General features: G+C 39.7%; 24 protein-coding genes and 1 riboswitch. Of the genes, 2 read left to right on the plus strand and 22 right to left on the minus strand.

Features of this window, described 5'->3' with window-relative positions; genetic code table 11:
* Window positions 1-49 precede the first annotated feature (49 nt).
* The 17 genes from V3595_RS13935 to V3595_RS14015 form a co-directional block, all read right to left on the minus strand.
* Window positions 50-247 (minus strand): YpfB family protein, encoded by a 198-nt coding sequence (locus V3595_RS13935; RefSeq protein WP_485907796.1) that lies wholly within the window; start codon window positions 245-247, stop codon window positions 50-52.
* A gap of 66 nt (window positions 248-313) precedes the next feature.
* Window positions 314-511: a PilZ domain-containing protein gene (locus V3595_RS13940; protein ID WP_485907798.1), complete on the minus strand. Its 198-nt coding sequence runs from the start codon at window positions 509-511 to the stop codon at window positions 314-316.
* Between the two features lie 31 nt (window positions 512-542).
* Window positions 543-971: a flagellar brake protein gene (locus tag V3595_RS13945; RefSeq protein WP_485907800.1), complete on the minus strand. Its 429-nt coding sequence runs from the start codon at window positions 969-971 to the stop codon at window positions 543-545.
* Between the two features lie 163 nt (window positions 972-1134).
* Entirely contained in the window at window positions 1135-2490 is a 1356-nt protein-coding gene (gene ypeB, locus V3595_RS13950; RefSeq protein WP_485907802.1) for a germination protein YpeB, read from the minus strand.
* 14 nt (window positions 2491-2504) lie between these two features.
* Window positions 2505-3344, minus strand: coding sequence for a spore cortex-lytic enzyme (sleB, locus tag V3595_RS13955; RefSeq protein WP_485907804.1), 840 nt, complete (start codon window positions 3342-3344; stop codon window positions 2505-2507).
* A 125-nt stretch (window positions 3345-3469) separates the two neighbouring features.
* Window positions 3470-4156 carry a glutamic-type intramembrane protease PrsW gene (prsW, locus tag V3595_RS13960; protein ID WP_485907806.1) on the minus strand — a complete coding sequence of 229 codons (687 nt, stop codon included), beginning with the start codon at window positions 4154-4156 and terminating at the stop codon, window positions 3470-3472.
* Window positions 4157-4253: 97 nt separating this feature from the next.
* Entirely contained in the window at window positions 4254-5219 is a 966-nt protein-coding gene (locus V3595_RS13965) for an asparaginase (protein WP_485907808.1), read from the minus strand.
* 27 nt (window positions 5220-5246) lie between these two features.
* Window positions 5247-6215 (minus strand): YpdA family putative bacillithiol disulfide reductase, encoded by a 969-nt coding sequence (locus V3595_RS13970; protein WP_485907810.1) that lies wholly within the window; start codon window positions 6213-6215, stop codon window positions 5247-5249.
* Between the two features lie 152 nt (window positions 6216-6367).
* A complete protein-coding gene (locus V3595_RS13975) occupies window positions 6368-7645 on the minus strand; it encodes a Glu/Leu/Phe/Val family dehydrogenase (RefSeq protein ID WP_048681753.1) in 1278 nt (425 codons plus the stop codon).
* Window positions 7646-7914: 269 nt separating this feature from the next.
* The gene (locus V3595_RS13980; RefSeq protein WP_101222440.1) at window positions 7915-8490 is read right to left on the minus strand and encodes a genetic competence negative regulator; all 576 of its coding nucleotides are present in this window, start codon (window positions 8488-8490) and stop codon (window positions 7915-7917) included.
* Between the two features lie 90 nt (window positions 8491-8580).
* The gene (locus tag V3595_RS13985; RefSeq protein ID WP_485907811.1) at window positions 8581-9474 is read right to left on the minus strand and encodes a MerR family transcriptional regulator; all 894 of its coding nucleotides are present in this window, start codon (window positions 9472-9474) and stop codon (window positions 8581-8583) included.
* 98 nt (window positions 9475-9572) lie between these two features.
* Entirely contained in the window at window positions 9573-10388 is an 816-nt protein-coding gene (locus V3595_RS13990) for a metallophosphoesterase (RefSeq protein ID WP_485907813.1), read from the minus strand.
* Window positions 10389-10482: 94 nt separating this feature from the next.
* On the minus strand, window positions 10483-10941 hold the full coding sequence (locus tag V3595_RS13995; RefSeq protein ID WP_034308074.1) for a YpbF family protein: 459 nt from the start codon (window positions 10939-10941) through the stop codon (window positions 10483-10485).
* Window positions 10942-11085: 144 nt separating this feature from the next.
* Window positions 11086-11880 (minus strand): LysM peptidoglycan-binding domain-containing protein, encoded by a 795-nt coding sequence (locus V3595_RS14000; protein ID WP_485907815.1) that lies wholly within the window; start codon window positions 11878-11880, stop codon window positions 11086-11088.
* Window positions 11858-12484 (minus strand): CPBP family intramembrane glutamic endopeptidase, encoded by a 627-nt coding sequence (locus V3595_RS14005; protein ID WP_053535615.1) that lies wholly within the window; start codon window positions 12482-12484, stop codon window positions 11858-11860. The genes V3595_RS14000 and V3595_RS14005 overlap by 23 nt, the downstream gene beginning before the upstream one ends.
* A complete protein-coding gene (locus V3595_RS14010; RefSeq protein ID WP_485907818.1) occupies window positions 12474-13979 on the minus strand; it encodes a RecQ family ATP-dependent DNA helicase in 1506 nt (501 codons plus the stop codon). Before V3595_RS14010 ends, V3595_RS14005 begins: the two co-directional genes overlap by 11 nt.
* A gap of 2 nt (window positions 13980-13981) precedes the next feature.
* On the minus strand, window positions 13982-15043 hold the full coding sequence (locus V3595_RS14015; RefSeq protein ID WP_485907820.1) for a YpbB family protein: 1062 nt from the start codon (window positions 15041-15043) through the stop codon (window positions 13982-13984).
* A 290-nt stretch (window positions 15044-15333) separates the two neighbouring features.
* Between V3595_RS14015 and V3595_RS14020 the strand changes: the two genes are divergently transcribed.
* A complete protein-coding gene (locus V3595_RS14020) occupies window positions 15334-15582 on the plus strand; it encodes a ferredoxin (RefSeq protein WP_034308087.1) in 249 nt (82 codons plus the stop codon).
* Window positions 15583-15708: 126 nt separating this feature from the next.
* On the opposite strand, the gene V3595_RS14025 is transcribed toward V3595_RS14020, so the two are convergent.
* Window positions 15709-16290 carry an ECF transporter S component gene (locus V3595_RS14025; protein WP_485907822.1) on the minus strand — a complete coding sequence of 194 codons (582 nt, stop codon included), beginning with the start codon at window positions 16288-16290 and terminating at the stop codon, window positions 15709-15711.
* A 165-nt stretch (window positions 16291-16455) separates the two neighbouring features.
* A riboswitch (FMN riboswitch) is annotated at window positions 16456-16592 on the minus strand.
* 343 nt (window positions 16593-16935) lie between these two features.
* Between V3595_RS14025 and serA the strand changes: the two genes are divergently transcribed.
* The gene (serA, locus tag V3595_RS14030) at window positions 16936-18510 is read left to right on the plus strand and encodes a phosphoglycerate dehydrogenase (protein ID WP_402897466.1); all 1575 of its coding nucleotides are present in this window, start codon (window positions 16936-16938) and stop codon (window positions 18508-18510) included.
* A 133-nt stretch (window positions 18511-18643) separates the two neighbouring features.
* On the opposite strand, the gene V3595_RS14035 is transcribed toward serA, so the two are convergent.
* The 4 genes from V3595_RS14035 to V3595_RS14050 form a co-directional block, all read right to left on the minus strand.
* Window positions 18644-19867 (minus strand): hypothetical protein, encoded by a 1224-nt coding sequence (locus V3595_RS14035; protein WP_485907823.1) that lies wholly within the window; start codon window positions 19865-19867, stop codon window positions 18644-18646.
* Window positions 19833-20393 carry an RNA polymerase sigma factor SigX gene (sigX, locus tag V3595_RS14040; protein ID WP_101223453.1) on the minus strand — a complete coding sequence of 187 codons (561 nt, stop codon included), beginning with the start codon at window positions 20391-20393 and terminating at the stop codon, window positions 19833-19835. The genes V3595_RS14035 and sigX overlap by 35 nt, the downstream gene beginning before the upstream one ends.
* 213 nt (window positions 20394-20606) lie before the next feature.
* Window positions 20607-22400, minus strand: coding sequence for an ATP-binding protein (locus tag V3595_RS14045; RefSeq protein ID WP_485907967.1), 1794 nt, complete (start codon window positions 22398-22400; stop codon window positions 20607-20609).
* The gene (locus V3595_RS14050; RefSeq protein ID WP_101222452.1) at window positions 22397-23113 is read right to left on the minus strand and encodes a response regulator; all 717 of its coding nucleotides are present in this window, start codon (window positions 23111-23113) and stop codon (window positions 22397-22399) included. The genes V3595_RS14045 and V3595_RS14050 overlap by 4 nt, the downstream gene beginning before the upstream one ends.
* Between the last annotated feature and the right edge of the window lie 164 nt (window positions 23114-23277).

Raw genomic sequence — 23277 nt, forward strand, 5'->3', positions numbered from 1 at the left:
ATATTTTACTTTTAAACACGGTTCATCTCATTTTGTCGACAAAATGAAATTAATCACCGCTTTTACTACCGGTCTCATTGAATGTTTCAATGATTTTCGTATAGTTATTGCTGGTGACACCTTCATATCTCGAGAGCTTGGTCAAATCAAAGATTTGATCGTGCCTGCTCAAAAGGAACTGGAAAAAAAATAAGCAGGCCAATTGAATGATGATCACTTTAATTAATAGTCTTTCAAATGTTTTCATAAGCCGTACCCTCCATCTGTTTATATTAGCAGTATGGATGGAATCGCTGTTTTTCATTCAATCATGTTAAACGTGCAAGCCTTTTTTCATTAATTCGACCTGCTTTTCAAATATAAATCTCATTAATGTCTGAACATCATTTTTTGTAGGTTCAAGAAATTGGACGTGCAACAGAATTTTTCCATGCTCTTTCTCCGTTACGCGAATGACTTTGCTTTTTAACCTTAAATAATGAATCTCACCTGATTTAAGCGTGAGCGCCATCCACAGGTATAAGTGGGAAACCGATTGTATATCAGTGCCTTTTAAAAGCCATGGAAGCTCCGCCTGCACTTATATCCTCTGTTAATGCGCGAAAAGGGGGAAACTCGGAATGTTCTGGATGAATGGCTGTATCCAGGGTTACATCCAGGCGCACGTATTGCCTCCGTTGGATTTTCACAAACGTTTCTGCTTCGGGCAGCAAAATTTGCATCATGGGTATTCTGCCTTTCACTTTTCCAAGCACTTCAGAATCAAAGACATAAACAGCCTGCTCTTCATTGGAAAATGTGACGTTCAACTGTGTCCAATCCATAAGGAATGCAGTTTTACCAGTCTCTAGGTTGATGGGAAAGTCGGTATAGACACAACCCTGTCCCATTTCGACAACCATACAATTGAACTTTTCCTTCTGTGATGAGTATTTCGGTTCGAGCATTAATATATCACCAATTTTAAACATCGTTATCCACGTCCTTTTGATAGAAAGGAAACTACATAATATTACCTATTAATTTCCCCATATTATCCAATAATCATTTACGTTATTATGTCATGAAATAAGAAAAAGGGAAAGTGACTAAGCACATTTCCCTACAACCAATGATTCATGATAACAGTTAACATTAAATTAAATTCTCGTATATCGGTTCGGAATTCTTTAATTTTTCCACCTTTTCTTCTTGACCGGTATCTGCATTAATGAAAATACGGTAGGTATCATCTTTAATCGTACCGAGAAATTCATAACATAGAACTTCTTCACCAATATCATTGGTGATTAACGCCTTTCCTTCTTCCATTATTTTTACATTACTGTTGATTTTGTCCTTAGCTTCTTTCTCGGATATGTTCGGATTCGCTATTTCCCTGGTTTTATGTGATTTTAAATACTCGTCGGCTGAAAATCCTATAATGGATCCATCATCCAATGCGACTTTGACCTTGACTGAATCCGGATAAATCTTGACGCCATTTTCTGATGTCACGAAATTCAATAATGCGATATTATCGTACTGAGCACTTTCAAATAATTCAAGTGAACTGAAATCATGTTCCTTTAAAAATTCTTCAGCTTTTGTATAGGCTTGATTCAAATCAATATTTGTTTTGTTCACGTCCCTATTATTGATATACCAAATAGGGTAACCGCCTTTTTTTGTCAAATCCATATTCAATTCGGTATCGGAATCTTTATCGAGAATGCTCACACTATAAAATCCAAAATCGGAACCTTTTCCGTTTTCCTCCACATTCACCTGCAAATTTCTGCTTTTTGAGTGTGCATAGTTTTTTGCTGTCGCAATGGCTTCTTTTTTTGTTATGGTTTCACCTTGCAAATTTTTAAAGTTTTCATCCCTCTGTTGTGCAGATGTAAAAGTCGGATTCATCTCATTCGTTTCGCCGTACCCAGATACTTTTTTCTCCACCGTCTTTAAACCGTCGATGATCGTGTTATCGGAATTTTCTTTCCCTGATGCAAGAGCCATTTCGACATCCATCCACCTTAAATTGTTTTTCAGGACTAGATACTGCACTTTTCTTAACTCGCCCTGGATGTCCCCAGCCTGTGTGTACAAGGATTGTAGAGTCGCATATTCCTTATCATTCAATGGTTCTTTTTCAAGGTCACGTACCGCTGTTTTATAACTGAAGTCTGCAATTTTCGATAAAAATTCTTCTGTCTTATTAAAAGGAAGCAAGGTCAATGGCAACTGCCCGACATCACTTTGTGCTTCGGAAGTGATACGCCAAACATCCGTTAAAGCCGGACTTAATGAATAACGTGAATTCATGGCCAAAGTACTGCCGACCTTATCATGCAATAAATCCACTTGATAGCTTAAATCATGAAAGGCTCGCTGATACGTATTTTCCGCGTTGATTAATACAGCATTTTTTTCCTTATGTTCTTGATAGCCCCAGAATGCAGTTCCCGCAACAACTACAACAAGCAGGGCAATCACTATATTCCTGATCATTTTCCTTCACCTCTTTACTTACAAAAGATATGTTTTCCGATTCTTTTAATTTGTTCCCTTGACCAGATCCATTTGCTTGTTGCCGTTTCGGGGTTAAAATAATATTCTGCATTACCGCTTGGATCCCATCCATTGATAGCATCCACCACGGCTTCTTTCGCCCTTTCGTTCGGTGTCAGCCAAATCTGTCCATCCGCAACAGCCGTAAAGGCTCCAGGTTCAAAAATCACTCCTGAAATGGTATTAGGAAAAGCAGCACTTTCCACTCTATTCAGTATTACTGCCGCAACGGCAACCTGACCTGTATATGGCTCCCCTCGTGCTTCTCCATAAACGGCATTGGCCATCAGCTGTATATCGTTTTGAGAATATCCTCCTGGAAGATTGGCTGATGTCGTTGTTTTGGAAGGAGCTTTTCCGGAAGCGGCCCCTCCAGACGTAGTGCCATTTCCTTTCGCTTTTACCTGTTTTTCAATGGGGACTCCCCCATAATAGGTGAACTCGTTCCCTTTATTGATCTGTTGGTGAACATATTCTTTATTGAAATTAGAGGCATTCGTCAACTTCTGTTTTGTTGTAGTCCCTGCCAAACCATCTATTGGAAGCCCGAAATCTTGTTGAAAATTTCGAAGTGCCCAATAAGTGCCCCATCCATAGGCTCCATCAATCTTTCCATTATAGTAACCGATGTTTTGTAGGCGTGCCTGCAGTTCAATTACATCGTCTCCAACCGCACCTTTTTGAATGATTTGGCTCGAAAAGGCATTTGTTCTTGTTTCCGGGTAAATTCCGAAACAAATAGTAATACACGAAAACAGCAAAAGCCATTTCCATTTTGACGAAATTCCTTTCATCAAAAACACTCCTCTTTTTCTTGAATTAATGTAATTCTATTTTCTTCTTTACTGGCTTTTTTATTCCAAACATAAAAAAAACGGAGCGGGCAAAATATGCCAGCACTCCGTTTTGATAGTATTCTTCATTTGCTAAGGAATTGATTTTGAGAAAGTTTTTCTGCATGAAAGTCAGACAACAAACGTGCTTTTTTTACTTTTTTCATGCCTAACCACCATAAATAAATCATGAATGGCATGATAAAGTATACCCAAAATTTTTGGGAAACTAAAATATAATCGTAAACCCCATGTAACGAAATTGGTATGATCAATGCCAATGATAAATAGACCCTATTATTCGATGCTGAAAATTTCGCCTTGCCCAAATAATATCCCATGATCACACCGAACAAAGCGTGACTGGATACAGGGAGAACGGCCCTGAGAAAAGCATGTTCCACCCCGTTGGCCAACAGGTACAAAATATTCTCCATTGTAGCGAATCCAAGGGAGACTGCAGCTCCGTAAACAATCCCATCATACGGCTCATCGAATGCTACATGCTGATAAATGACATAAATGAGTATGAACCACTTGAAGAATTCCTCAAGCAGTGCAGCCCATAAAAAAGCATTTGCTAAATCGGTATTCAAGATATGTTCGGTTTCAAGCACATACTGTATGAACATAATCGGCAATACAAGAAAGACACCGAATAAAAATGTTTTGACCACAACCGATATCGGTTCGGTTTCATATTGATCTTTCAAATAGAAATAGCTCAGTAGCGCCAATCCTGGCGCAATGGCCGCTGACAACATGACCAGCATTAGCTGACCCTCTTTTCATCTTCGTTTCCTTAATCGTACCATGGAATGAAGAAAAACTGAATCCAAGAATCAAGTCTTCCAAATTTTATTTAATCCTTCAGTACTTAAAGAAGGTCTCATCTATAGTGTTTTCGCTTGCCAGCATGACAGCTAACTTAATCCGGGCCTTCTTGCTGTCATAGTCAGCGCCTAATATCACACCGCGTTGTTTTAAATCAAATGCGCTGCCTTCATAATCATAAGCTGGGTAAACTTTTCCTTCTTCTGCACTTGTAGTCATGATGATCGTTATGCCTTTATCGATTGCAGCCTGTATGGAAGTTACCATTACCGGGGTAACCTGTCCCCTTCCTACGCCCTCGAGTACGATGCCTTTCGCACCGTTTGCAACCGCAGCATCAATAAAGAGGCCATCAGCGCCTGTATGGCACTTGATGATATCCACCCTGGGAATGCGATCCCGAATATCATAACACTCCCTATGTAATGGTTTTTGATAGATGCTGACGACATCATTATCAATTATCCCCAAATATCCATAGCCAAAAGATTCGAAACCCTGCAAATTGGAAGCATGAACTTTTTTGACATACTTGGCTGAATAGATCCGCTCATTAAAAACGACTACTACGCCGACGTCCCTTATAAGATCACTCGCAGCGCATAATATCGAATTCCTTAGATTGGAATATACATCGGTGCCCACCTCTTGAGGAGAACGTTGTGAGCCGGTTATTACGATTGGACGTTGATCCTTAGTCGTGACATCAAGGAAATAAGCCGTTTCCTCAAGTGTATCCGTACCGTGTGTCACAACGATTCCCGTAACATCAGGATCCTCCAATTCCTTTTGAATGGCTGATTTAAGCTGCTGCATTTTCTCGAAGGACATGGACATGCTTGAAATCTGGAAAAGATCAACCACTTTAACCTCGATATCGTTGGGCAATTCGCAAAGTGATGCCAACTCATGGCCAGTCAATGCACCAGAGGCCAACATACCATTTGCAGTTGCTTTACTGGCAATAGTCCCACCAGTCGTTATTAATGATATTTTTTCCATACTGTCCCAGCTCCTTATTTATATAATTCACTTTTCTTTAACAGCCAAATGATAAGCAATCAATCCACCATGGAACCTGCCGTTCTCGATGAAGATTTCGTTCGCATTATTTCCGGCTGCCAGAACTCCTGCAATATAAAGACCTTTAACGTTCGTCTCCATCGTTTCCTCGTTATATGCGGGCCTTCCAGTCTCCTTATCAATAGTAATGCCCATTGAAGCTAAAAATGAATGGTCAGGATGGTATCCAGTCATAGCAAATACAAAATCATTTTTAATGACTTTTTCCTCATCACCTACATGATAGATGACGCTGTCTTCCGTTATCCTGTCAACATTCGCATTAAACTCCATCTTGATCGTTCCATTGCGGACCAATGATTCGAATTCGGGAAGGATCCAAGGTTTGATACTTGGAGAGTAATCCGATCCTCTATAAAGGACTGAAACCCTTGCTCCTGATTTGACCAATTCCAGAGCTGCATCCACGCTTGAGTTTTTGCCACCGATGACGGCTACATCACAATTAAAGTAGGGGTGGCCCTCCTTGAAGTAATGAAACACCTTAGGAAGCTGTTCACCCGGTATGCACATATAGTTCGGATGATCATAGTATCCGGTCGATACGATGACATGCAGAGCAGTATAGTCACTCTTCGATGTCTTGACTATAAACTTCCCATCTTCACGCTTTTCCACTTTTTCCACTTTTTCGAATTTATTGACCCGCAATTCTTTCCTTCTGACTACCTCCCTATAATAGGCTAGCGCCTGATTGCGGACCGGTTTACGGTTTTCAATTATAAAAGCGATATCACCAATCTCCAGTTTTTCACTCGAACTGAAAAATGTTTGATGTGTTGGATAACGGTAAATGGAATCAACCACATTGCCTTTTTCAATGATCAGGGACTGTATTCCCACTTCTTTAAGAGCGATTGCAGCAGCCAATCCACAAGGGCCCCCACCTATGATAATGACTTCTTCAACATTCATCTTTATTCCACTGCCTTTCCATGCACTATGTAATTCGTTCGTCTAAATAATAAAAACTCCTATCAATACATGATAGGAGTTTTTACAAATCATTTCAATGATAAAGCAATGAACATGATTTTAACTATAAATTAATACATGATTTGAATCTTTTAGATCCAACCACGGAAGCGAGAAGCTTCAGCCATTTTTCTTACGCCAATCATATAGGCCGCTAGGCGCATATCAACACGTCTTGATTGTGCAAGTTCATATATGTTATTAAAGGATTTCACAAGGATTTTTTCCAGCTTTTCGTCCACTTCTTCTTCAGACCAGTAATATCCTTGGTTATTTTGTACCCATTCGAAGTAAGAAACCGTTACACCACCAGCAGAAGCAAGGACATCAGGAACAAGAAGGATTCCGCGATCCGTTAGGATTTGTGTCGCTTCAATTGTTGTAGGTCCGTTAGCTGCCTCGACAACGATCGATGCTTTGATATCAGCAGCATTTTCTTCAGTGATTTGGTTTTCAATTGCAGCCGGAACTAGAATATCACATTCCAATTCAAGCAATTCTTTATTTGAAATTGTGCTTTTAAACAATTTCGTTACGGTTCCGAAACTATCTCTCCGATCGAGAAGATAATCGATATCCAAGCCTTCAGGATCATGAAGAGCGCCATATGCATCCGAAATCCCAATAACTTTAGCACCTGCGTCATGCATGAATTTAGCTAAGAAACTACCTGCGTTACCAAAACCTTGAATGACGACCCGTGCCCCTTTAATGTCGATGCCGCGTTTCTTGGCTGCTTCATTGATACAAATCGTTACACCCTTGGCAGTGGCTGATTCACGGCCATGGGAACCACCAAGCACTAGCGGTTTACCCGTAATGAATCCTGGCGAGTTGAATTCATCCATACGGCTGTATTCGTCCATCATCCAAGCCATGATTTGAGAGTTTGTGAACACATCAGGTGCCGGGATATCTTTAGTCGGCCCAACGATTTGGCTAATTGCGCGAACATAGCCCCGGCTCAGCCTTTCAAGCTCACGGAATGACATATTACGAGGATCACATACGATACCGCCTTTACCCCCGCCGTATGGCAAATCAACGATGCCGCATTTCAAACTCATCCAAATGGATAATGCCTTCACTTCACGTTCCGTTACATTAGGGTGAAAACGGATACCACCTTTTGTAGGTCCAACAGCATCGTTATGCTGTGCACGGTAACCCGTGAAAATCTTAACCGAGCCATCATCCATGCGGACTGGTATCTTCACCGTTAATAAGCGCAATGGTTCCTTCAACAGCTCAAAAACTTCTTCCGGGTAACCCAGCTTATCCAAAGCTTTATGTATTACAGTTTGGGTAGACCTCAGTACGTCGTGTTTTTCTTCTTCATTTACATGGCTATTGCCTTTTGCCGATTCCATTAAAGTACCTCCTAGAAAATCTCATCCATATATAAAATCTATAATGTACAAATAGTCCTCTTCATGTGCTAGTATACACCTTCGATACAGATATGCAAGAGTAAAAATGGGAATTTAAAAGTTGGAAATATTCTAAAAATGAAAACGTTATCATATCAACTGTTTTCATACACTTTAACCGTATATCTTCTTCGGCCGAGAGTTGAGACAAATAAGGCAAACCGCATTGTTTTTTCCTAATGTGGCTGCCCTGTCTCATTCGTGTTACATCAACTAAAGTGTGTGAGTAAAACATGTATCGCTTCATTTTCGATTATACATGTTCCGTATTCATTGATGCGGCAGAGTGTCAATGTAGATGCATGGCCATACTCAGCCGCTAAAGATATGACCGTGTCATAGGTGGTGTCTTTAACATTTTCGATAAGTAAATAGTATCTTCCCTCAAAATGATAAAGAGTACTTTTAAGCAAACCTTGAAAAGATAATCTATGAGATAATTGGACGATATCTTCAAAGTCATTGAAAACATACAGAATATGGGGGAAGTCATCAATTTTCACTTGTAAATCCAAGTACTCCTCTTCATCTGTCAATAATTCCTCTTCGTCCTTTGTCACAATGATTATCAATCCTTGAGCAGGCAAGGAGAAAATTTCAATTGCAATGGAGCCACTCATTTTAAAGCTGAGTTCTTCGCATGCTTCTTCGACCATATCCTGAAATAGCTTATGGACCTTTAAGGAATTCCCTAAAATATCTTCTTTAGTAATGCCTCTATCAATTAAATCATCAAGGGTCAAAAAAATCTTGATTTTATTATTAGTTAATCGCTCCAGCTTCATAAAAAAATGCCCCCTGGTTACCATCTTCATACATCATATGAAGCCTTGGTCGCAGGGTGCATATCCATTATTTCACCTAAGCCGGCGCAGCTAACCTTTCAGCCATTCCTCCCATTTAGATTGCGTGTCCCCCATTAAGACTCCGCTGAAGGCCGTACGGTTTTCTTCGGATATAAGGCTCAGCGCCGCGCCGCCAAGACCCACCTTCAAATCCGGGAAATCCTTTATTAATGCTTCAACCAGCATAAATGTTCCATCAAGATTCTCTTTCAGTGAACATGACATGAATAGGTATGAGGGCTTTATGATGTTTAAAACGGTGAAAAGGTCCTTATCAGCAATGGATTCACCTAAATAAATGGTTTCATACCCTTTCCGCTTCAAGAAAATGGTGAAGACCAACAGTCCAAATTCATGTTTTTCACCGGGAGCACAAACGGTAAGGGCTTTCGGAAGGAAACCATTAGTCGGAATCGCATGCATGACTGAACTGATCCTGGATTTTAGGATGTTCGACGCAAAGTGTTCATGAGCGGAAGTAATTTCTCCCCTTTCCCACTTATCCCCAATCTGAACCAATATTGAACCGAGTATTTCAACTATGGTTTGTTCGATTGTATACATACTGAATGCTTGGCTTATCAGCATATGGGCTTTATTTTCATTGAAATTTAATAGAGCTTCGATCAATTCATCCGATAACTTAACCGTTTGTTCATCCTTACGGTTCGTTTCAGGGACTCCAATCGCTTTAGTGCCAGTACTTTCGAGAAGTGAAACGGCTTGGCTTATTGTAAAACCTTGCTTTGTTTTATTGATGAGCCACTTAAGGATTTGCAGATGTTTTTCTGTATAAAGCCGGTGCCCTGATTCATTCCTGACAGGCTCGATAAATTTATAGCGCCTTTCCCATGCCCTTAGGGTTCCCGGCTGAATGTCCAGCAGTTTTGAAACTGCCTTTATATTATATTTACCTTCTTGCATGGTTTTACAAGGCCTCCAATAACTGTACGATCATTTGTTGAAATTATAGTGGATTTTTCAAAGTCTGTAAAATCCCGATATGCTCGTCTAAAAGCAGCCTAATAGGTTTTTTCCACTGCTTCGCCTATTTCAGTGTCCGTCCCCCTTTTCAGGGTGAACAGGTGCGTTTCCGGCTTAGCCTCAAGCCTTAAAGGCACTGCGCTTGTCCCATAGCCATTACTCGTCATATATAAGCAGTCCCCCTCTTTCTTTATGCTGCCGATCTGATAGGGCCCGAATCCGAATATGCGAATCTGCCCGCCATGGGTGTGACCTGACAGGACAAAACTAATATTGTGTTCCGGAGTCAACTGATTCTTGACCAATGGATTATGGCTCACCAAAATCCGAAAACCTTCATTCCCGCAATCCGACAGTGCAAGGTCAAGCCTATCACGTTCTTCCGATATATCATCAATGCCCAGAAGAGCTATTTTGCTGCCATTTTGAGACTCAAATGAAACAGCTGTATTATCAAGGATTTTCACACCATGTTTCAGAAGAGTCGCATCCAGTTCATGGAAGTCTCCTTCATAATCATTATTTCCCCAAACAAAATAAAGGGGGCCAATTTCTTTTAGTTTCAATATATTTTTTTCCACACGTTCTAAGGGAACCCCGCTTTCCCTAATGTCACCGCCGATTATCACCAAATCTGCCTTGTCACGAACTTCCTCAATTAATTTATCCGCAACAATCCGTCGATGAAGATCGGAAATGAAAAAAATCCGAACATCGCCAAAGCCTTCAGGAAAGTCTTTGAAATATAAGTCTTGAAAAATCACCCTATCTTGCATAGCCGTACGCCACATGTAAATGACCGTGGCAAATGACAGCAGGATGATGATTAAAAATAATCCAGATAACCATAACATCTTCGTTAAACCTTCTTTCCATCCTTATCCAAACGTACTTTCATATAACCATAAAACGGTATTACCCGCAATTAAATATGATTTAACGCAATCATCATTTATTTTCATGATATAAGTTAATATCATAATTCTTCTTCATCATTTCAAAAACCTTATGGCGATTTTTCCATTCTTCCTCTTTTTCCCACAATTGCTTACTTTTATTAATGATTTCACAGCGTAGCAGTTGAAACTCCTTTTCAGCTTTATCTAGCTTTTTTTTAATTAAAACCATATATCCATATAGACCAATTGCTGCCGCCAAAAAAAGGAAATGGCTAAAATGGTCGACGAAAACACTAAACATACTGAAAAAGGAATAGGAATAAGGTACAACGATATAAAAATAAAGATAAATCATAAAAAGGACAGCAACAATCATGGTTGCCCATAAGCTTTGAAGGTGCTTCTTTTTAAGTGCCTCGAATTTTTTCTTCCGATCCACGACATTTTGCAGCATTTGTTTTGTTGCTTGATCCGTTTTCTCATCCAGTAAAATGATTGTCGATTCCATCGCATTTCCTCCTCTGCTCTTTCAAATCATGATATGAAAGAGTAGAGGAAAAAATGATAATGTACCTGCCACGATTGCCTTCATACTTACCGAGTTTCAAACAATTTTAAAAACACCCTGCCTATAAAAGACAGAGTGCCATCATTATTTCTTGATTGGAATTTTCAATACTTGACCTTTGGAAATTTCATTGCCATTCAGCCCATTCCACTCCTTGATCAGAGCAATCCCTTCCTGTGATTTGTAGTAATTCATAGAAATGCGAAATAATGTTTCTTGACCTTGAACAGTATGTAAGACAACTTTGTATCCCTCTTTATCCGTTTTCGCGGCTTGAACATTTTCGGCAGACTTTTTCTTTTCTGCGGCTTCCTTCTTTGCTTTTTCGTCAGCTATTTGCTGTGCTTTGGCTTTTTCTTCAGCCTCTTGCTCCGCTTTGGCCTTTTCCTCAGCTTCTTGCTTCGCTCTGGCTTTTTCTTCAGCCTCTTGCTCCGCTTTGGCCTTTTCCTCAGCCTCTTGCTCCGCTTTGGCCTTTTCTTCAGCTTCTTGCTCCGCTTTGGCTTTAGCCTCTGCTTCTTCTTTTTCCTTCTCCTCTTCAGCCTTTGCCGACTCTTTTTCCTTTAAATCTTCTGCCGTTGCTGTAGTTGGAATCGATTCTTTATCTTCCTCTTTTAAGACGACTTGGTCACTTTTAGTAACAGGTAAAGGCCTATCCTGAAAATATGTATAAAGGCTGTAAAATCCAATTGGAAGCAAAATGAAAAATAATGCTAATAATTGTATCATTGGAAGTTTAATCTTCACTTTACTTTTTTTCTTTTTATTCTGGTGGACTTTGCTCCGTTTGGGCAATGATGACTTAGCCTTCTGGCGTTCAATTCGCGAACGAAGTTCACCAGCCTGATCATTTTCTTTTTCATTCTTTTGCACCCGGCTCATTCAAGTCACCCCCTTTCTTGCTAAACCCTCTTTGCTTTTTGTTCCTGATTAAAATACCAAGGATAAAGTCAATCAAAAAGTGGGCCGTAATCGTCACGATGATATTATTAGTCATTTCAAATAGAAAACCGATAAAGAAGCTCAAAACCAATACATTTAAAAATAAAAACCAATTAAAAAGGTAACGATAATGAACGGCTGCAAAAATGAGGCTCGTAAGAAGCAAACCAAAATGTGTTTGCAACACTCCACGGAATAATACTTCTTCACTTATCGCTACCACTAAAGCTACAACAAATATCATCGGGTATGACAAATTACTGAAAATGCGTTCGTTAATACCGCCATCATCCTGATAGGAAGATGGTGTCACTTTCATAAGCAATATGTCAATTAACACGACAATTACTCCAGCAGGAACACCAATCAGCAAAATGTTCAGGTCATCAAAGATAAATAAGTCGAAAAAAGCAGAACGGTCTTTAAATAAAATAATACCTAAAAAGATGGCTAACGTTAAGAGAATAATTTGTGTAAGAAACAAATTATATAGTAACTGTCTATCTGTAAGTTGTTTAATTAATTCAGCTTGCTTATTTTTCATTGCCATTTTCCTTCTTTAGTAAGATATAAGCCAATTCCTTTTTCCAAGTGGAAAAGGAATTGACCGGATCCACCTTTACTTCCGGCCATACATCAGCCATTTTTTCGGCATCCATCCCACAGATATCACAGCAGATGGGGTTCACTTCCCGATGCTTTTCTCCAAAATAGTCCAGTATCCCTGAACGGCGACATTCCTGTGCATATATCCAGTGAAGGAATTTATGCAGCTTTTCTTGATTCCTGGTTTTCCTCTTTTGACAATACTCTTTCATCTCTGCCACTTGATCCTGGTTATTGCCCATAATAAACTGGGTAAAAAAACGGAGTTGGATTTCGTTCAACGAAAAGTATTGCGACAGCTGTTCTTTTTCTGAGGGGGTCAAATTCGCCAGATTCTTTTGTGATTCATTAAGGAAAGAACATACACCATCAATTTGCGAATCCGTAGGCAACTGTTGCTCCATCAAATGAAGGGGAAGCCCTTCATCCCCTTCGCTATATAATAAGACAGCCACACTTTGTTTCCGGTCTCGCCCCGCCCTGCCAATCTCCTGAAGATATGCTTCCATCGTGGACGGGATATGAAAATGGATAACATATCTGACATCCGATTTATTCACACCCATTCCAAAAGCACTTGTTGCGCATATGATTTTCAACTGGCCGGAAATGAATTGCTGCTGAATGAGCATCCTTTGTTCCTGTTCCATTCCACCGTGATAATAATTGACACTATCGAACCCGTTTTCCTGTAAAAACCCTGTGACCGATTCCGCCACTTTTTTAGAGGAAAAATAAATAATCCCGCTTCCGGTAAATTTCCTGACAAGCTCCAGCACACGTGCTAGCTTCTCATCGTAGCTGAACATTCGCTCGACAATGATTGCAATATTTTCCCGATCAACAGATGAGACCGTTTCATTGACCGGCTCAATATTGAGTTTACCAACGATGTCCCTCCGGACCTCATCGGTTGCAGTTGCTGTCAGGGCAAGAGTCAATGGATTGCTCAATTCACGCCTCACTTCTCCTAAATTCAAATAATCCGGACGGAAATCATACCCCCATTGTGAGATGCAGTGTGCTTCATCTATGACGAACAAGCCTATATCTATGGATTTCAAGGATTTTATCACACCATCCAGGCTTAGCATTTCAGGAGATAAAAAGATAAAACGATAACTATGCAACCGGTCGAAAGCTTTCCTTTTTTGATTTAATGTCAAAAAAGAGTTGAGGGTCAATACACTTTTTTCGCCACTCATCTTCAGCTGATCTGCCTGATCCTGCATTAATGATAATAACGGGGAGACAATTAGGACAGTCTTATTTAAAAGATAAGCCGGCAGCTGGTAACATAATGATTTACCTGATCCGGTCGGTAGCATCGCTAAAGTATGATTGCCGGACATCAATGATTCGACCACTTCCTTTTGTCCAGGACGGAATTCATCAAAACCGAATTTTTCTTTGAGGACTCGTTCTATATTCATCATCACTCACCTATTTTCGCAAGTACAAGTCTTATTTGGAAAAAGCTTATCTCTTTATTATCGACCATCTGCTTGATTGCTTTAAGCTTTTTCGTTCCAAGTTCCTTAATAGCTTCAGCAATTTTCCTCTCATCCTCGATAGACACATAATCTGAAATCGGAAAACTCTTGTCCGATAAGACAATTTCTACGAGGTGATCTTCGATGGTGTTGACTTTCAATCTGCGGATTTCAGCTATTTCACCCAGAGTTTTCCCTTCCTGGATGTATCGTAAAGTAGTCTGTGTAGATTGTGTCAAATGAGGATTTCCACTACTTTTCCAATCATTTGTTAATGTGGACAAGAGAGGGTAATCCTTTCCCGTTTCCATTTCAGCAAGCATTTGATGCAATGAGTCAAGGAAAGTAAAGCGAACATACTCTTCTTCTACGTCTTTCCTTTTTGCAATCTGTTCAAACGTAAGTCCAATCCTGTTAATCCCGGTTATTTTCAAAATGAAAATGTCTCGTTTCATATCACTTTGACTTTCTAAAAGGGATATCAATTCATCATATAGATGTTGGGCAATCAACGCTCGATCCTGACGATTGGCATGTAAAAATTCCTTTACGAAGAATTGGATTTTGGGATTTCTTTGTATCGGATAAAAACGTCTTTCATTGTGGACAATATGGGATATGGTTTGAATGAGTAAGTTTAACCTTCCCCAGAAAACCGGGGTGATATTGTGATACTTCCAACCATTTATATACGCCGGAAAAGGATTATTTTTAAAGTAATCGACTAACATTCCCTCACCTTGCATACTAATTTCATATGCATCTGGTTTATCCGTTAAATTAATCAAGTCATGCTTAAGTAAATGTTCAATGTTTTGATTTAATTGCTGACGGGTAAATCGAGGTATTGTCCCAAAAATATCCCTTAGCCCGAATAAATGGGCATCCTGGATTGTTTGTGACGATTTCTTCCCCTGCAGCATATGGTATATAGCATAAATGGAGCGTTCGCCTTGAAATTTTTTTATCGCATATAGAATGATGGCCTGTAGATAATTATTCATGGGACTCACATCCTTGTTTCATTTAACCAATAAACCCATTGTAACAAATAACTGCAAAAATCGCCGTTATTATTGATGAATACAAGGGAAATTATGTGACTAAATGACGAATCATGGAAAGAACCAAGTTAATTATTTCGATGTTTTCCGTTGACATTGTGCTACATGATAGTTATTATCAATACAATTTCTATTGAAAAGTTTGGCATTCGGTCTTACAATAAGAAAGAGATAATAATCTGAAATAAAAAGATTATCAGTTGTCAATCAACTTAGGAGGGGTTATATTCATGGCTAAATTTACTATTGTGGATAAAGAAACATGCATAGCTTGTGGAGCTTGCGGAGCAGCGGCACCAGATATATATGATTACGATGACGAAGGGATTGCATTTGTTACCCTTGACGATAACGAGGGAATCGTTGAAATTCCTGATGTACTTATTGATGACATGATGGATGCATTTGAAGGATGCCCAACGGATTCTATTAAAGTCGCTGACGAGGCATTTGACGGAGATGCACTTAAATTCGAATAACGTACAAGCCATTTTCTATCGAAAATGGCTTTTCTTTTGCCATCTCCCCATACCAAAATTAAACAGGCATAAAAAACAACCGAATACGAATATCCGGTTGTTTTTTTATTTCTATCGTCAATGCCATTAAGCATTTTTATATAATGTTTGCTTATTGATCCATGTCTGTAATTTAATGAACAGCAACATGAATACAGATGTGATGAGTACGCCTTTAATCACATTGAAAGGCAAGATTGCCGTCGTAACGAGCTTTCTTGACTCGGGTGCCGACATTGCATCCCATCCCATAAAGAAGGTATAAGCCGGTAAAAAGACATAATAGTTTAAAACACTCATGAATACTGCCATGGAAACTGTTCCTGCAAGTAAAGCGAATGTCATCCCTTTTTTTGAATTGATTTTCTGAAATACATAATAAGTCGGCAAGACAAACAGTATTCCAGCTATAAAGTTAGCGATATGCCCCACAGGTACAGCAGTCAAGGTCCCTGTCATGACTAAATCCAATAGGTTCTTAATGAACTCGACTAGAATTCCAGCCATCGGACCGAAAATTAATGCCGCCATCAGTGCTGGTATGTCGCTAAAATCAACATTGAGAAAAGTCGGGAATCCCGGAAACGGGAAATTTAAAAGCATCAATAAATAAGAAATGCTTCCCATCATGGCAAGTGTGACCGTTTTTTTCACTTTGTTCTTTTTCATAGTTCTCTCTCCTTCTTTTCCGATCTACCTGAAAAAGAGGTTAGGGTTCCAAAGTATGTTGATGTTCAATAAAAAAACCTTTAATTCCAATAGAATTAAAGGGATAAATTAAAGGTTACATCAAACAAACGTTCAGCAAATAACTGTTGAAACGCACTCAGGAACCTCCATCTTCTCCCATCCAGACTATACTGTCGGCTTTGGAATCGCACCAAATCCTGCCTTGTAAGGCTCGCGGGCTTAGAAGAAGAAATTCCTTCATCACCGCCGGTGGGGAATTTCGCCCCGCCCCGAAGATAGATCTATAAAATTTTTTATACTCTCCATTATATCTGAATTACCTGTTTTTTGATAGCACTTTTTTTCTCAGTTGATTCATTTAGGTTGAATATCGATCGTCACAGTGAATGGCTTAAAACAAATAGCGGATACACAAAATGAAAATTCAAAATAATGAAAATTATTTTTTTATATTATTCAATCCTAGATGAAGCCATTTATATCGCGACATTAAACAGATGATCAGAAGATAACCATTCTATTAAGCGCTTACATACAGTTAAGCCAAATTGACATATTCAGCATTTCAATTGTAAAATTAACTGAAATTTAAGATAATTTTTTTTCCTAGGAAGGTGTTTAGACGTGTATCGGATTTTAGTAGCAGACGCCATTAAACCAGAAGGACTCGGACCGCTATCTGAGGCATCCAATATTCATCTCATTCAAAAGACCGTAGAGGAAGCTGCAAACGAACTTGATCAGATTGATGCAATTCTTGTAAGAAGTGCTACGAAGGTTTCGGAGGATTTAATGAACCGTATGCCGCAGCTAAAAATTATAGCACGCGCTGGTGTCGGTGTTGATAACATAGATATCCCCTCGGCGACAAAACGCGGGATTGTCGTGGTTAATGCACCTGACGGCAACACCATTTCAACAGCTGAACATACATTCGCCATGATGGCTTCATTAATGCGCCACATTCCGCAAGCTTATGCTTCACTGAAGAATGGGGAGTGGAAACGTTCTTCATATACGGGTACTGAACTTCGTGGTAAAACATTAGGAATAATTGGCTTTGGACGTATCGGAGGGGAAATTGCCAAACGCGCTAAGGTATTCGGCATGGATGTCATTGTCTATGATCCGTTCCTTACTGTCGATCGTGCAAAGAAAATGTCCGTAACGGCCCTGCCGTTAGATGAATTGCTTCCTAAAGCAGACATCATTACTGTTCATACACCACTTACGAACGAAACTAGAGGATTAATCAATAAAGAAAAACTGCTTACCTGTAAAAAAGGGGTTTATGTACTGAACTGCGCCCGGGGCGGTATTCTGGACGAAGATGATTTATATGAAATGTTAGTCCAAGGACATGTTGCAGGGGCGGCACTGGACGTTTTCGTCGAAGAACCCCCACTTGGCCATAAACTGCTTGAACTGGATAGCGTCATTGCTACACCGCATCTGGGTGCTTCCACTAAAGAAGCCCAATTAAATGTTGCCGTACAGGTTGCCCAAGAAGTATTGACCTATTTCGAAGGAAATCCAGTCTCAAGTTCGATCAACCTTCCAGCCATATCTAAAGAAGTGTTTGAAAAGGTACAGCCATTCTATCAACTTGTTCAGCAAATGGGATCCATTGCTTCTCAGTGCATGAATGAAGGAATTCAGGAAATATCCGTTACGTATGCAGGAGAATCATTGGATTTCGATACAGCGATTCTTACAAAAAGTCTAATCTCTGGATTTTTGAGATCAAGAGTCGATGCATCAGTAAATGAAGTGAATGCCTTGTTGATCGCAAAAGAGCGTGGAATAACCGTTGGTGAAAAAATCTCTACGGACTCTTTAGGTTACTCGAATTTGATCAGCCTTAAAGTAAAAGGTGACCACCGTGAATTAACTATCAGTGGGACCTATATCGAAAATTACGGTTCTCGTATTGTAAGTTTGAATGGTTTCAAAATCGACTTTCATCCAGAACCGAATTTACTTTATATCCAGCATACCGATAAACCTGGTGTAATCGGTAACGTAGGTAAGGTCCTGGGTGATCACGGAGTGAATATCGCCACCATGCAGGTTGGCCGAAAAGAAGCTGGCGGGGAAGCCATCATGGTTTTGAGCTTTGATTTACCATTGGAAGATAACATGAAACAATTTTTAATGGAAACAGAAGAAATTACATTCATGGCCCGTATTTCATTATAAGAAAAAAAAAGTGCCCGTCATCGCGGGCACTTTTTCTGTGAATGCAAGGGGCTTTTGACAACCATGGACAGGGTGTTTATAACGCACCATCATATGGAAAACCTTCATATTTATTTAGACTTTGCCCGCTGCATCAATTCACTTGGTTCGGTGCTTTGGGCACCAATATGTCTTCAGTTAAGTTCAGCTGGCCTACCTCTTCAATTGGAGCATTTTCAAACTTCACTTTTTCAAAACCAAAATCCTTAGCTATGAAGAGTATGGCTTCTAAAGCTTGAAGGGATTCCTCACTATTTTCAATAGCAGCTTGATCTGATAATTGAATGATCACAAGATCTCCATGAGAGCTTATCCTTTCCCATTTCAGGTCAGGCGGGATTGCAGGTGAAATTCCCTCGATGTCTGCCTCCCCTTTTCCAGCCTGCAGCGCCTCCTCAAAGTCCTGATATCCCATATTGCTTGGAACAAGAAACCTTGGGGAGGACTCATCCTCTTGGTAAAGCAGGTATGTGCGATTTTTATGATGAGGTATATCCACCTCCTTTAAATATCCCGCATGCGCAAACATGGCACCTTGCTTACCATCTGTAGAAAATGTCATTTTCTCTATATTATTATAGGAAAGCGTTTCCTCCATCGAATGGAGAAAAAGTGTATCTTCATCCAATAGTTGGCTTTTTTCTTGAAAATCAATATGAGCAGTGGCCGTATCGTTTCCTTGGCTTATCTTTATATCAAGTGGAAAATAGTCAGATAGCCCATATTGCTCTTCATTGATATCGGACATTTGATTAACTAACTGTTTCAATGTATCACTTTGATCATAATGTTTGAGTTTAATTGAAATGGGAACGATGAAATTCATTTGATCATCTGGGATACCCATCGTAATGATCGATGCATTGTTTAGATCATCTTGATAGATCGCTTGTGCAAAGTTTTTTTCCTTTTTCCCTTTTCCGGGTCCCATTTCTGAAACCTCGTCTTTAGATTCGATTTTTGCTTGCTTACTCGAAAACTCTTGATAATCCTGTTTATCTTCTGGAGGATTTTCTTTGTTGCTTGCATCCTGCCGTTCATGATCTGCCGTTTCCTTATTTTCAGATAGCGATAATTTCCCACTACTGCCGCTGCCCTCTTGACTTGTCGTTCCTTTTTTTTCAATAATTAACGATGATGCCAAAACAACCATTAAGAATAAGGAGGCAACACCCGCAATTAGAGGTATCCAGTGTTTCTTTCTCTTCTTATCATGTATTCTCTCAAACACCTCTGACTTGGTTCGGTCATCTTTAAATTTCGGAAGCTCTCGGAGCAAGTCTTCAATTTCGCTTTCTTTCCAACGGGACCTTCTCAATGCGGTGGCCCTCCTTTCCTGATAAATCCTCCATCAACTTTTTAATAGCCTTCAAAGCACGGTGCTGGGTTGTTTTTACCTTACTTTCACTCCAATTCAATACTTCAGCAGTTTCCGTAATGGACAATCCCTGAATATATCGTAAAATGATGACGGATCTTTGATTCGTGGTACACCGGTTTAAGCATTGATAAATATCTTGGATTTCATCGTTCATGATAGCCACTTCTTCGGGAATGGGTTCTTTATCTTTTATCAATTGCCTATCCCAATCAAAGTTAGGAAAGATTTTGTCTTTCCACCCTTTTTGTTTCCGAAAGTAATCAATCGTCACATTTCTAGCAATCGAATACATCCACGTTTTTTCACTGCTCTTTCCTTCGAAGCGTTCATACGCCTTCATCACCCGGATATAGACCTCCTGAACAAGGTCCTCAGCCGTTTCTCGATTCTTAGTCATATAAAAAATGAATTGATAAATTTCCTGATGATATTTCTCATAAAGATCGTGGAAAACGGAATCCATCATTTCCCCACATCCGTTCATAAATATAGTCGTCAATCCTAAACAAAAGTTACATACTTCGGCTTTTATCTTATTATAAAATTCCGTTAATTTCCAAATATTCGAGACTTATCTGTTTCCTAAAAAAAACAAAGACAAGTTGGAAAGAAATCCAATTGCCTTTGTCTTCTCAGTTCCTTATGAAACAAGATTTTTTGGCAAGCCACCCGTCATTCATTCAGCATTCTCCAAAATTCGAGGCAGGATAAAACTGAACGTTGTCCCTTTATTAGGTAAACTGTTTACCGATATGAAGCCATCATGGGCATTGATTATATTTTTTACGATTGCCAACCCCAATCCGGTGCCCGAACGCCCGCGGGTCCTTGCTTTATCCGCTTTATAAAACCTCTCGAATACAAAAGGTAAATCCTCTTCGGGAATTCCGGATCCAGAGTCCTTCACATCAATGATCAGACCCCTTCGATCACTTGTCCTCTGAATGACATCAATGTTACCTCCTGGAGGAGTATGACGAATCGCATTATCAATTAAATTCGTCAAAACCTGTTCAATACGATCCGGATCGAAATGCCATTGAATTTGCTCATCTTCAAGACTGGCTGATATTGTGATCCCTTTTTCTTTAGCTAGCCCGGAAAACTTACTTGTAATCCTCTTTAAATAAGGAGAAATAGGTACACATTCATAGCTAAGGTTCATTTTACCCGATTCCAATTTAGCTAGATCGAGTAGATCATTGACTAAACGTCCCATTCTCAAAGACTCATCATAGATGATGCGGGCCATTTCCACCTTTTCCTCTTCACTGCTCGCAATGTCATCTACGATCGCTTCACTATATCCCTGCAACATTGAAATCGGCGTTCTTAACTCATGGGAGACATTCGCTATGAAATCAGTCCTAAGTTTGTCCATACGTCTTTCATCACTCATATCCCGTATGATGGCCACCGCTCCCCGAATATTGTCGGCATTTGTATATAGCGGACTGACAATCAATCCCCAATCACGGCCCTGCAAGGTAATTTCACCGACCTTCTCCTTATTGAAGGATTCTGATTCATCAAAAAGATTCATTAAAACCAATGGGACATTCACATTATCTTCCCGGTTATAGCCCTTTTCAAAGTACCAGGATTGCAGAAACCTTTCCGCGGGCGGATTCGTTTCAAGAATTGTGCCATCTTTATTGAAGGTAATGACCCCATCTGCCATACTGCTAAGAATGCTTGAGAGATGTTCCTTTTCCTGACTAAGTGCATTCATATTGAATTTCAGCTGCTTCCTCATCTGATTAAACGCTATGGCCAGCTCACCGATTTCATCTTGAGTCAGAATTGGAACCTTTGTATCAAATTTCCCCCGGGCAATCGCTAGAGCGGCTTCCCTCATCTTCACCAATGGTGCATTGATTCTTGTGGATAAAAAGAAAGCAAAAATCGTTGTCAAAATAATGGCGATGCCCGCTGCCAATAAAATGAACTGTGTAGTGGATTTTGTGGTTTCTTCCATGGACTCCAACGATTGAAATAGAAAAACTTCATCCTGTTCCCCATTCAATTCAAGTGGAATGCCTACTACGATTGCTGACAATCCCTCTTTATCCGCATCATCGGAAAGCGCCATTTCCTTTTTAACAGTCTTTCTTTCCGTAAAAACCTTGAGTAATTCGGGATCATTTTTTATGAGTTCCGGTGTGATTTCGAACTCATTATCTCCTCCGATGGATGAGAATATCATTTTGTCATCATTAAGAATGATCATTTTCGCTTCGTTGCCTATTAGTTCCGAAGCTATTTGTAAAACCTCATTGCTGGATCCCTGATGTTCATTGGTAACCTTAATGATTTGTTCAGCGGTTTTAGTTAAATCATTTTCAATATTTTCAATTTGGAAATTCTCAAAGAATTCGACCAGCAGAACGGTTAAAACGATTAATACAAATGACACGAGCAATAGGATCGTTGCCCATAGCTTCCCTACAACACTGCCCCATAGCATCAGTCATTAACGACTTCGAACTTGTAACCTACACCCCAAACGGTGACAATCATCTTGGCTGCGTTTTCGGATATGCGGTTTAATTTTTCACGTAAGCGTTTAACATGCGTGTCTACAGTTCGAAGATCTCCAAAGAATTCATAGTGCCACACTTCTTTTAACAATTGCTCCCGATCGAAAACCTTATCTGGGGATTTCGCCAAGAAATATAATAATTCATATTCTTTTGGTGTTAATGAAACCTCTTTGTTATCCGCAAGTACACGGTGGGCATCATTATCAATGGTTAGATGTGGGAAGACGATCACATCTTTTGCCGTCGTTTCCGTCTGCATGTAACTTGTGCTTGATGAGCGACGTAATAAAGCCTTAACCCTTAACACGACTTCACGGGGACTGAAGGGCTTTACGATATAATCATCGGTCCCCACTTCGAACCCTTGAACGCGGTTCACTTCTTCACCTTTAGCAGTCAGCATGATAATCGGTGTCGTTTTCTTTTCCCTTAATTCACGGCAAACTTCGATTCCATCTTTACCAGGCATCATAATATCCAATAAAATTAAATCATAATCATTTTCAAGGGCTTTTGTTAAAGCCACATCTCCATTTTCAGCTTCATCGATCATGTATTCTTCTCTTTCCAAATACATCTTTAGCAGCCGGCGGATTCTTTCCTCATCATCCACCACGAGAATTTTAATAGCATTATACATTATGTAATCAGCCTCCTATCATATATTCTACAAAATGAAAACTTCCATGACTAATACTTTTTCCTCTCAAAGTACGATAAAGAGCGTATTTCGCATGGCTTCCATGAACCTTTCACCATTTTGTCACAAAAAAAGACTTCGACCGCTATCTTAGAATTCATAAA

The organism is Bacillus sp. CFBP9009, assembly GCF_036541465.1.
Lineage (GTDB): Bacteria > Bacillota > Bacilli > Bacillales > DSM-1321 > Peribacillus.

Bases quoted from the DNA above. Each gene is read 5' to 3' on its own strand.
- V3595_RS13935 (WP_485907796.1), bottom strand. From the start codon at position 247: ATGAAAACATTTGAAAGACTATTAATTAAAGTGATCATCATTCAATTG.
- V3595_RS13940 (WP_485907798.1), bottom strand. From the start codon at position 511: ATGGCGCTCACGCTTAAATCAGGTGAGATTCATTATTTAAGGTTAAAA.
- V3595_RS13945 (WP_485907800.1), bottom strand. From the start codon at position 971: ATGTTTAAAATTGGTGATATATTAATGCTCGAACCGAAATACTCATCA.
- ypeB (WP_485907802.1), bottom strand. From the start codon at position 2,490: ATGATCAGGAATATAGTGATTGCCCTGCTTGTTGTAGTTGTTGCGGGA.
- sleB (WP_485907804.1), bottom strand. From the start codon at position 3,344: ATGAAAGGAATTTCGTCAAAATGGAAATGGCTTTTGCTGTTTTCGTGT.
- prsW (WP_485907806.1), bottom strand. From the start codon at position 4,156: ATGCTGGTCATGTTGTCAGCGGCCATTGCGCCAGGATTGGCGCTACTG.
- V3595_RS13965 (WP_485907808.1), bottom strand. From the start codon at position 5,219: ATGGAAAAAATATCATTAATAACGACTGGTGGGACTATTGCCAGTAAA.
- V3595_RS13970 (WP_485907810.1), bottom strand. From the start codon at position 6,215: ATGAATGTTGAAGAAGTCATTATCATAGGTGGGGGCCCTTGTGGATTG.
- V3595_RS13975 (WP_048681753.1), bottom strand. From the start codon at position 7,645: ATGGAATCGGCAAAAGGCAATAGCCATGTAAATGAAGAAGAAAAACAC.
- V3595_RS13980 (WP_101222440.1), bottom strand. From the start codon at position 8,490: ATGAAGCTGGAGCGATTAACTAATAATAAAATCAAGATTTTTTTGACC.
- V3595_RS13985 (WP_485907811.1), bottom strand. From the start codon at position 9,474: ATGCAAGAAGGTAAATATAATATAAAGGCAGTTTCAAAACTGCTGGAC.
- V3595_RS13990 (WP_485907813.1), bottom strand. From the start codon at position 10,388: ATGTTATGGTTATCTGGATTATTTTTAATCATCATCCTGCTGTCATTT.
- V3595_RS13995 (WP_034308074.1), bottom strand. From the start codon at position 10,941: ATGGAATCGACAATCATTTTACTGGATGAGAAAACGGATCAAGCAACA.
- V3595_RS14000 (WP_485907815.1), bottom strand. From the start codon at position 11,880: ATGAGCCGGGTGCAAAAGAATGAAAAAGAAAATGATCAGGCTGGTGAA.
- V3595_RS14005 (WP_053535615.1), bottom strand. From the start codon at position 12,484: ATGAAAAATAAGCAAGCTGAATTAATTAAACAACTTACAGATAGACAG.
- V3595_RS14010 (WP_485907818.1), bottom strand. From the start codon at position 13,979: ATGAATATAGAACGAGTCCTCAAAGAAAAATTCGGTTTTGATGAATTC.
- V3595_RS14015 (WP_485907820.1), bottom strand. From the start codon at position 15,043: ATGAATAATTATCTACAGGCCATCATTCTATATGCGATAAAAAAATTT.
- V3595_RS14020 (WP_034308087.1), top strand. From the start codon at position 15,334: ATGGCTAAATTTACTATTGTGGATAAAGAAACATGCATAGCTTGTGGA.
- V3595_RS14025 (WP_485907822.1), bottom strand. From the start codon at position 16,290: ATGAAAAAGAACAAAGTGAAAAAAACGGTCACACTTGCCATGATGGGA.
- sigX (WP_101223453.1), bottom strand. From the start codon at position 20,393: ATGGATTCCGTTTTCCACGATCTTTATGAGAAATATCATCAGGAAATT.
- V3595_RS14050 (WP_101222452.1), bottom strand. From the start codon at position 23,113: ATGTATAATGCTATTAAAATTCTCGTGGTGGATGATGAGGAAAGAATC.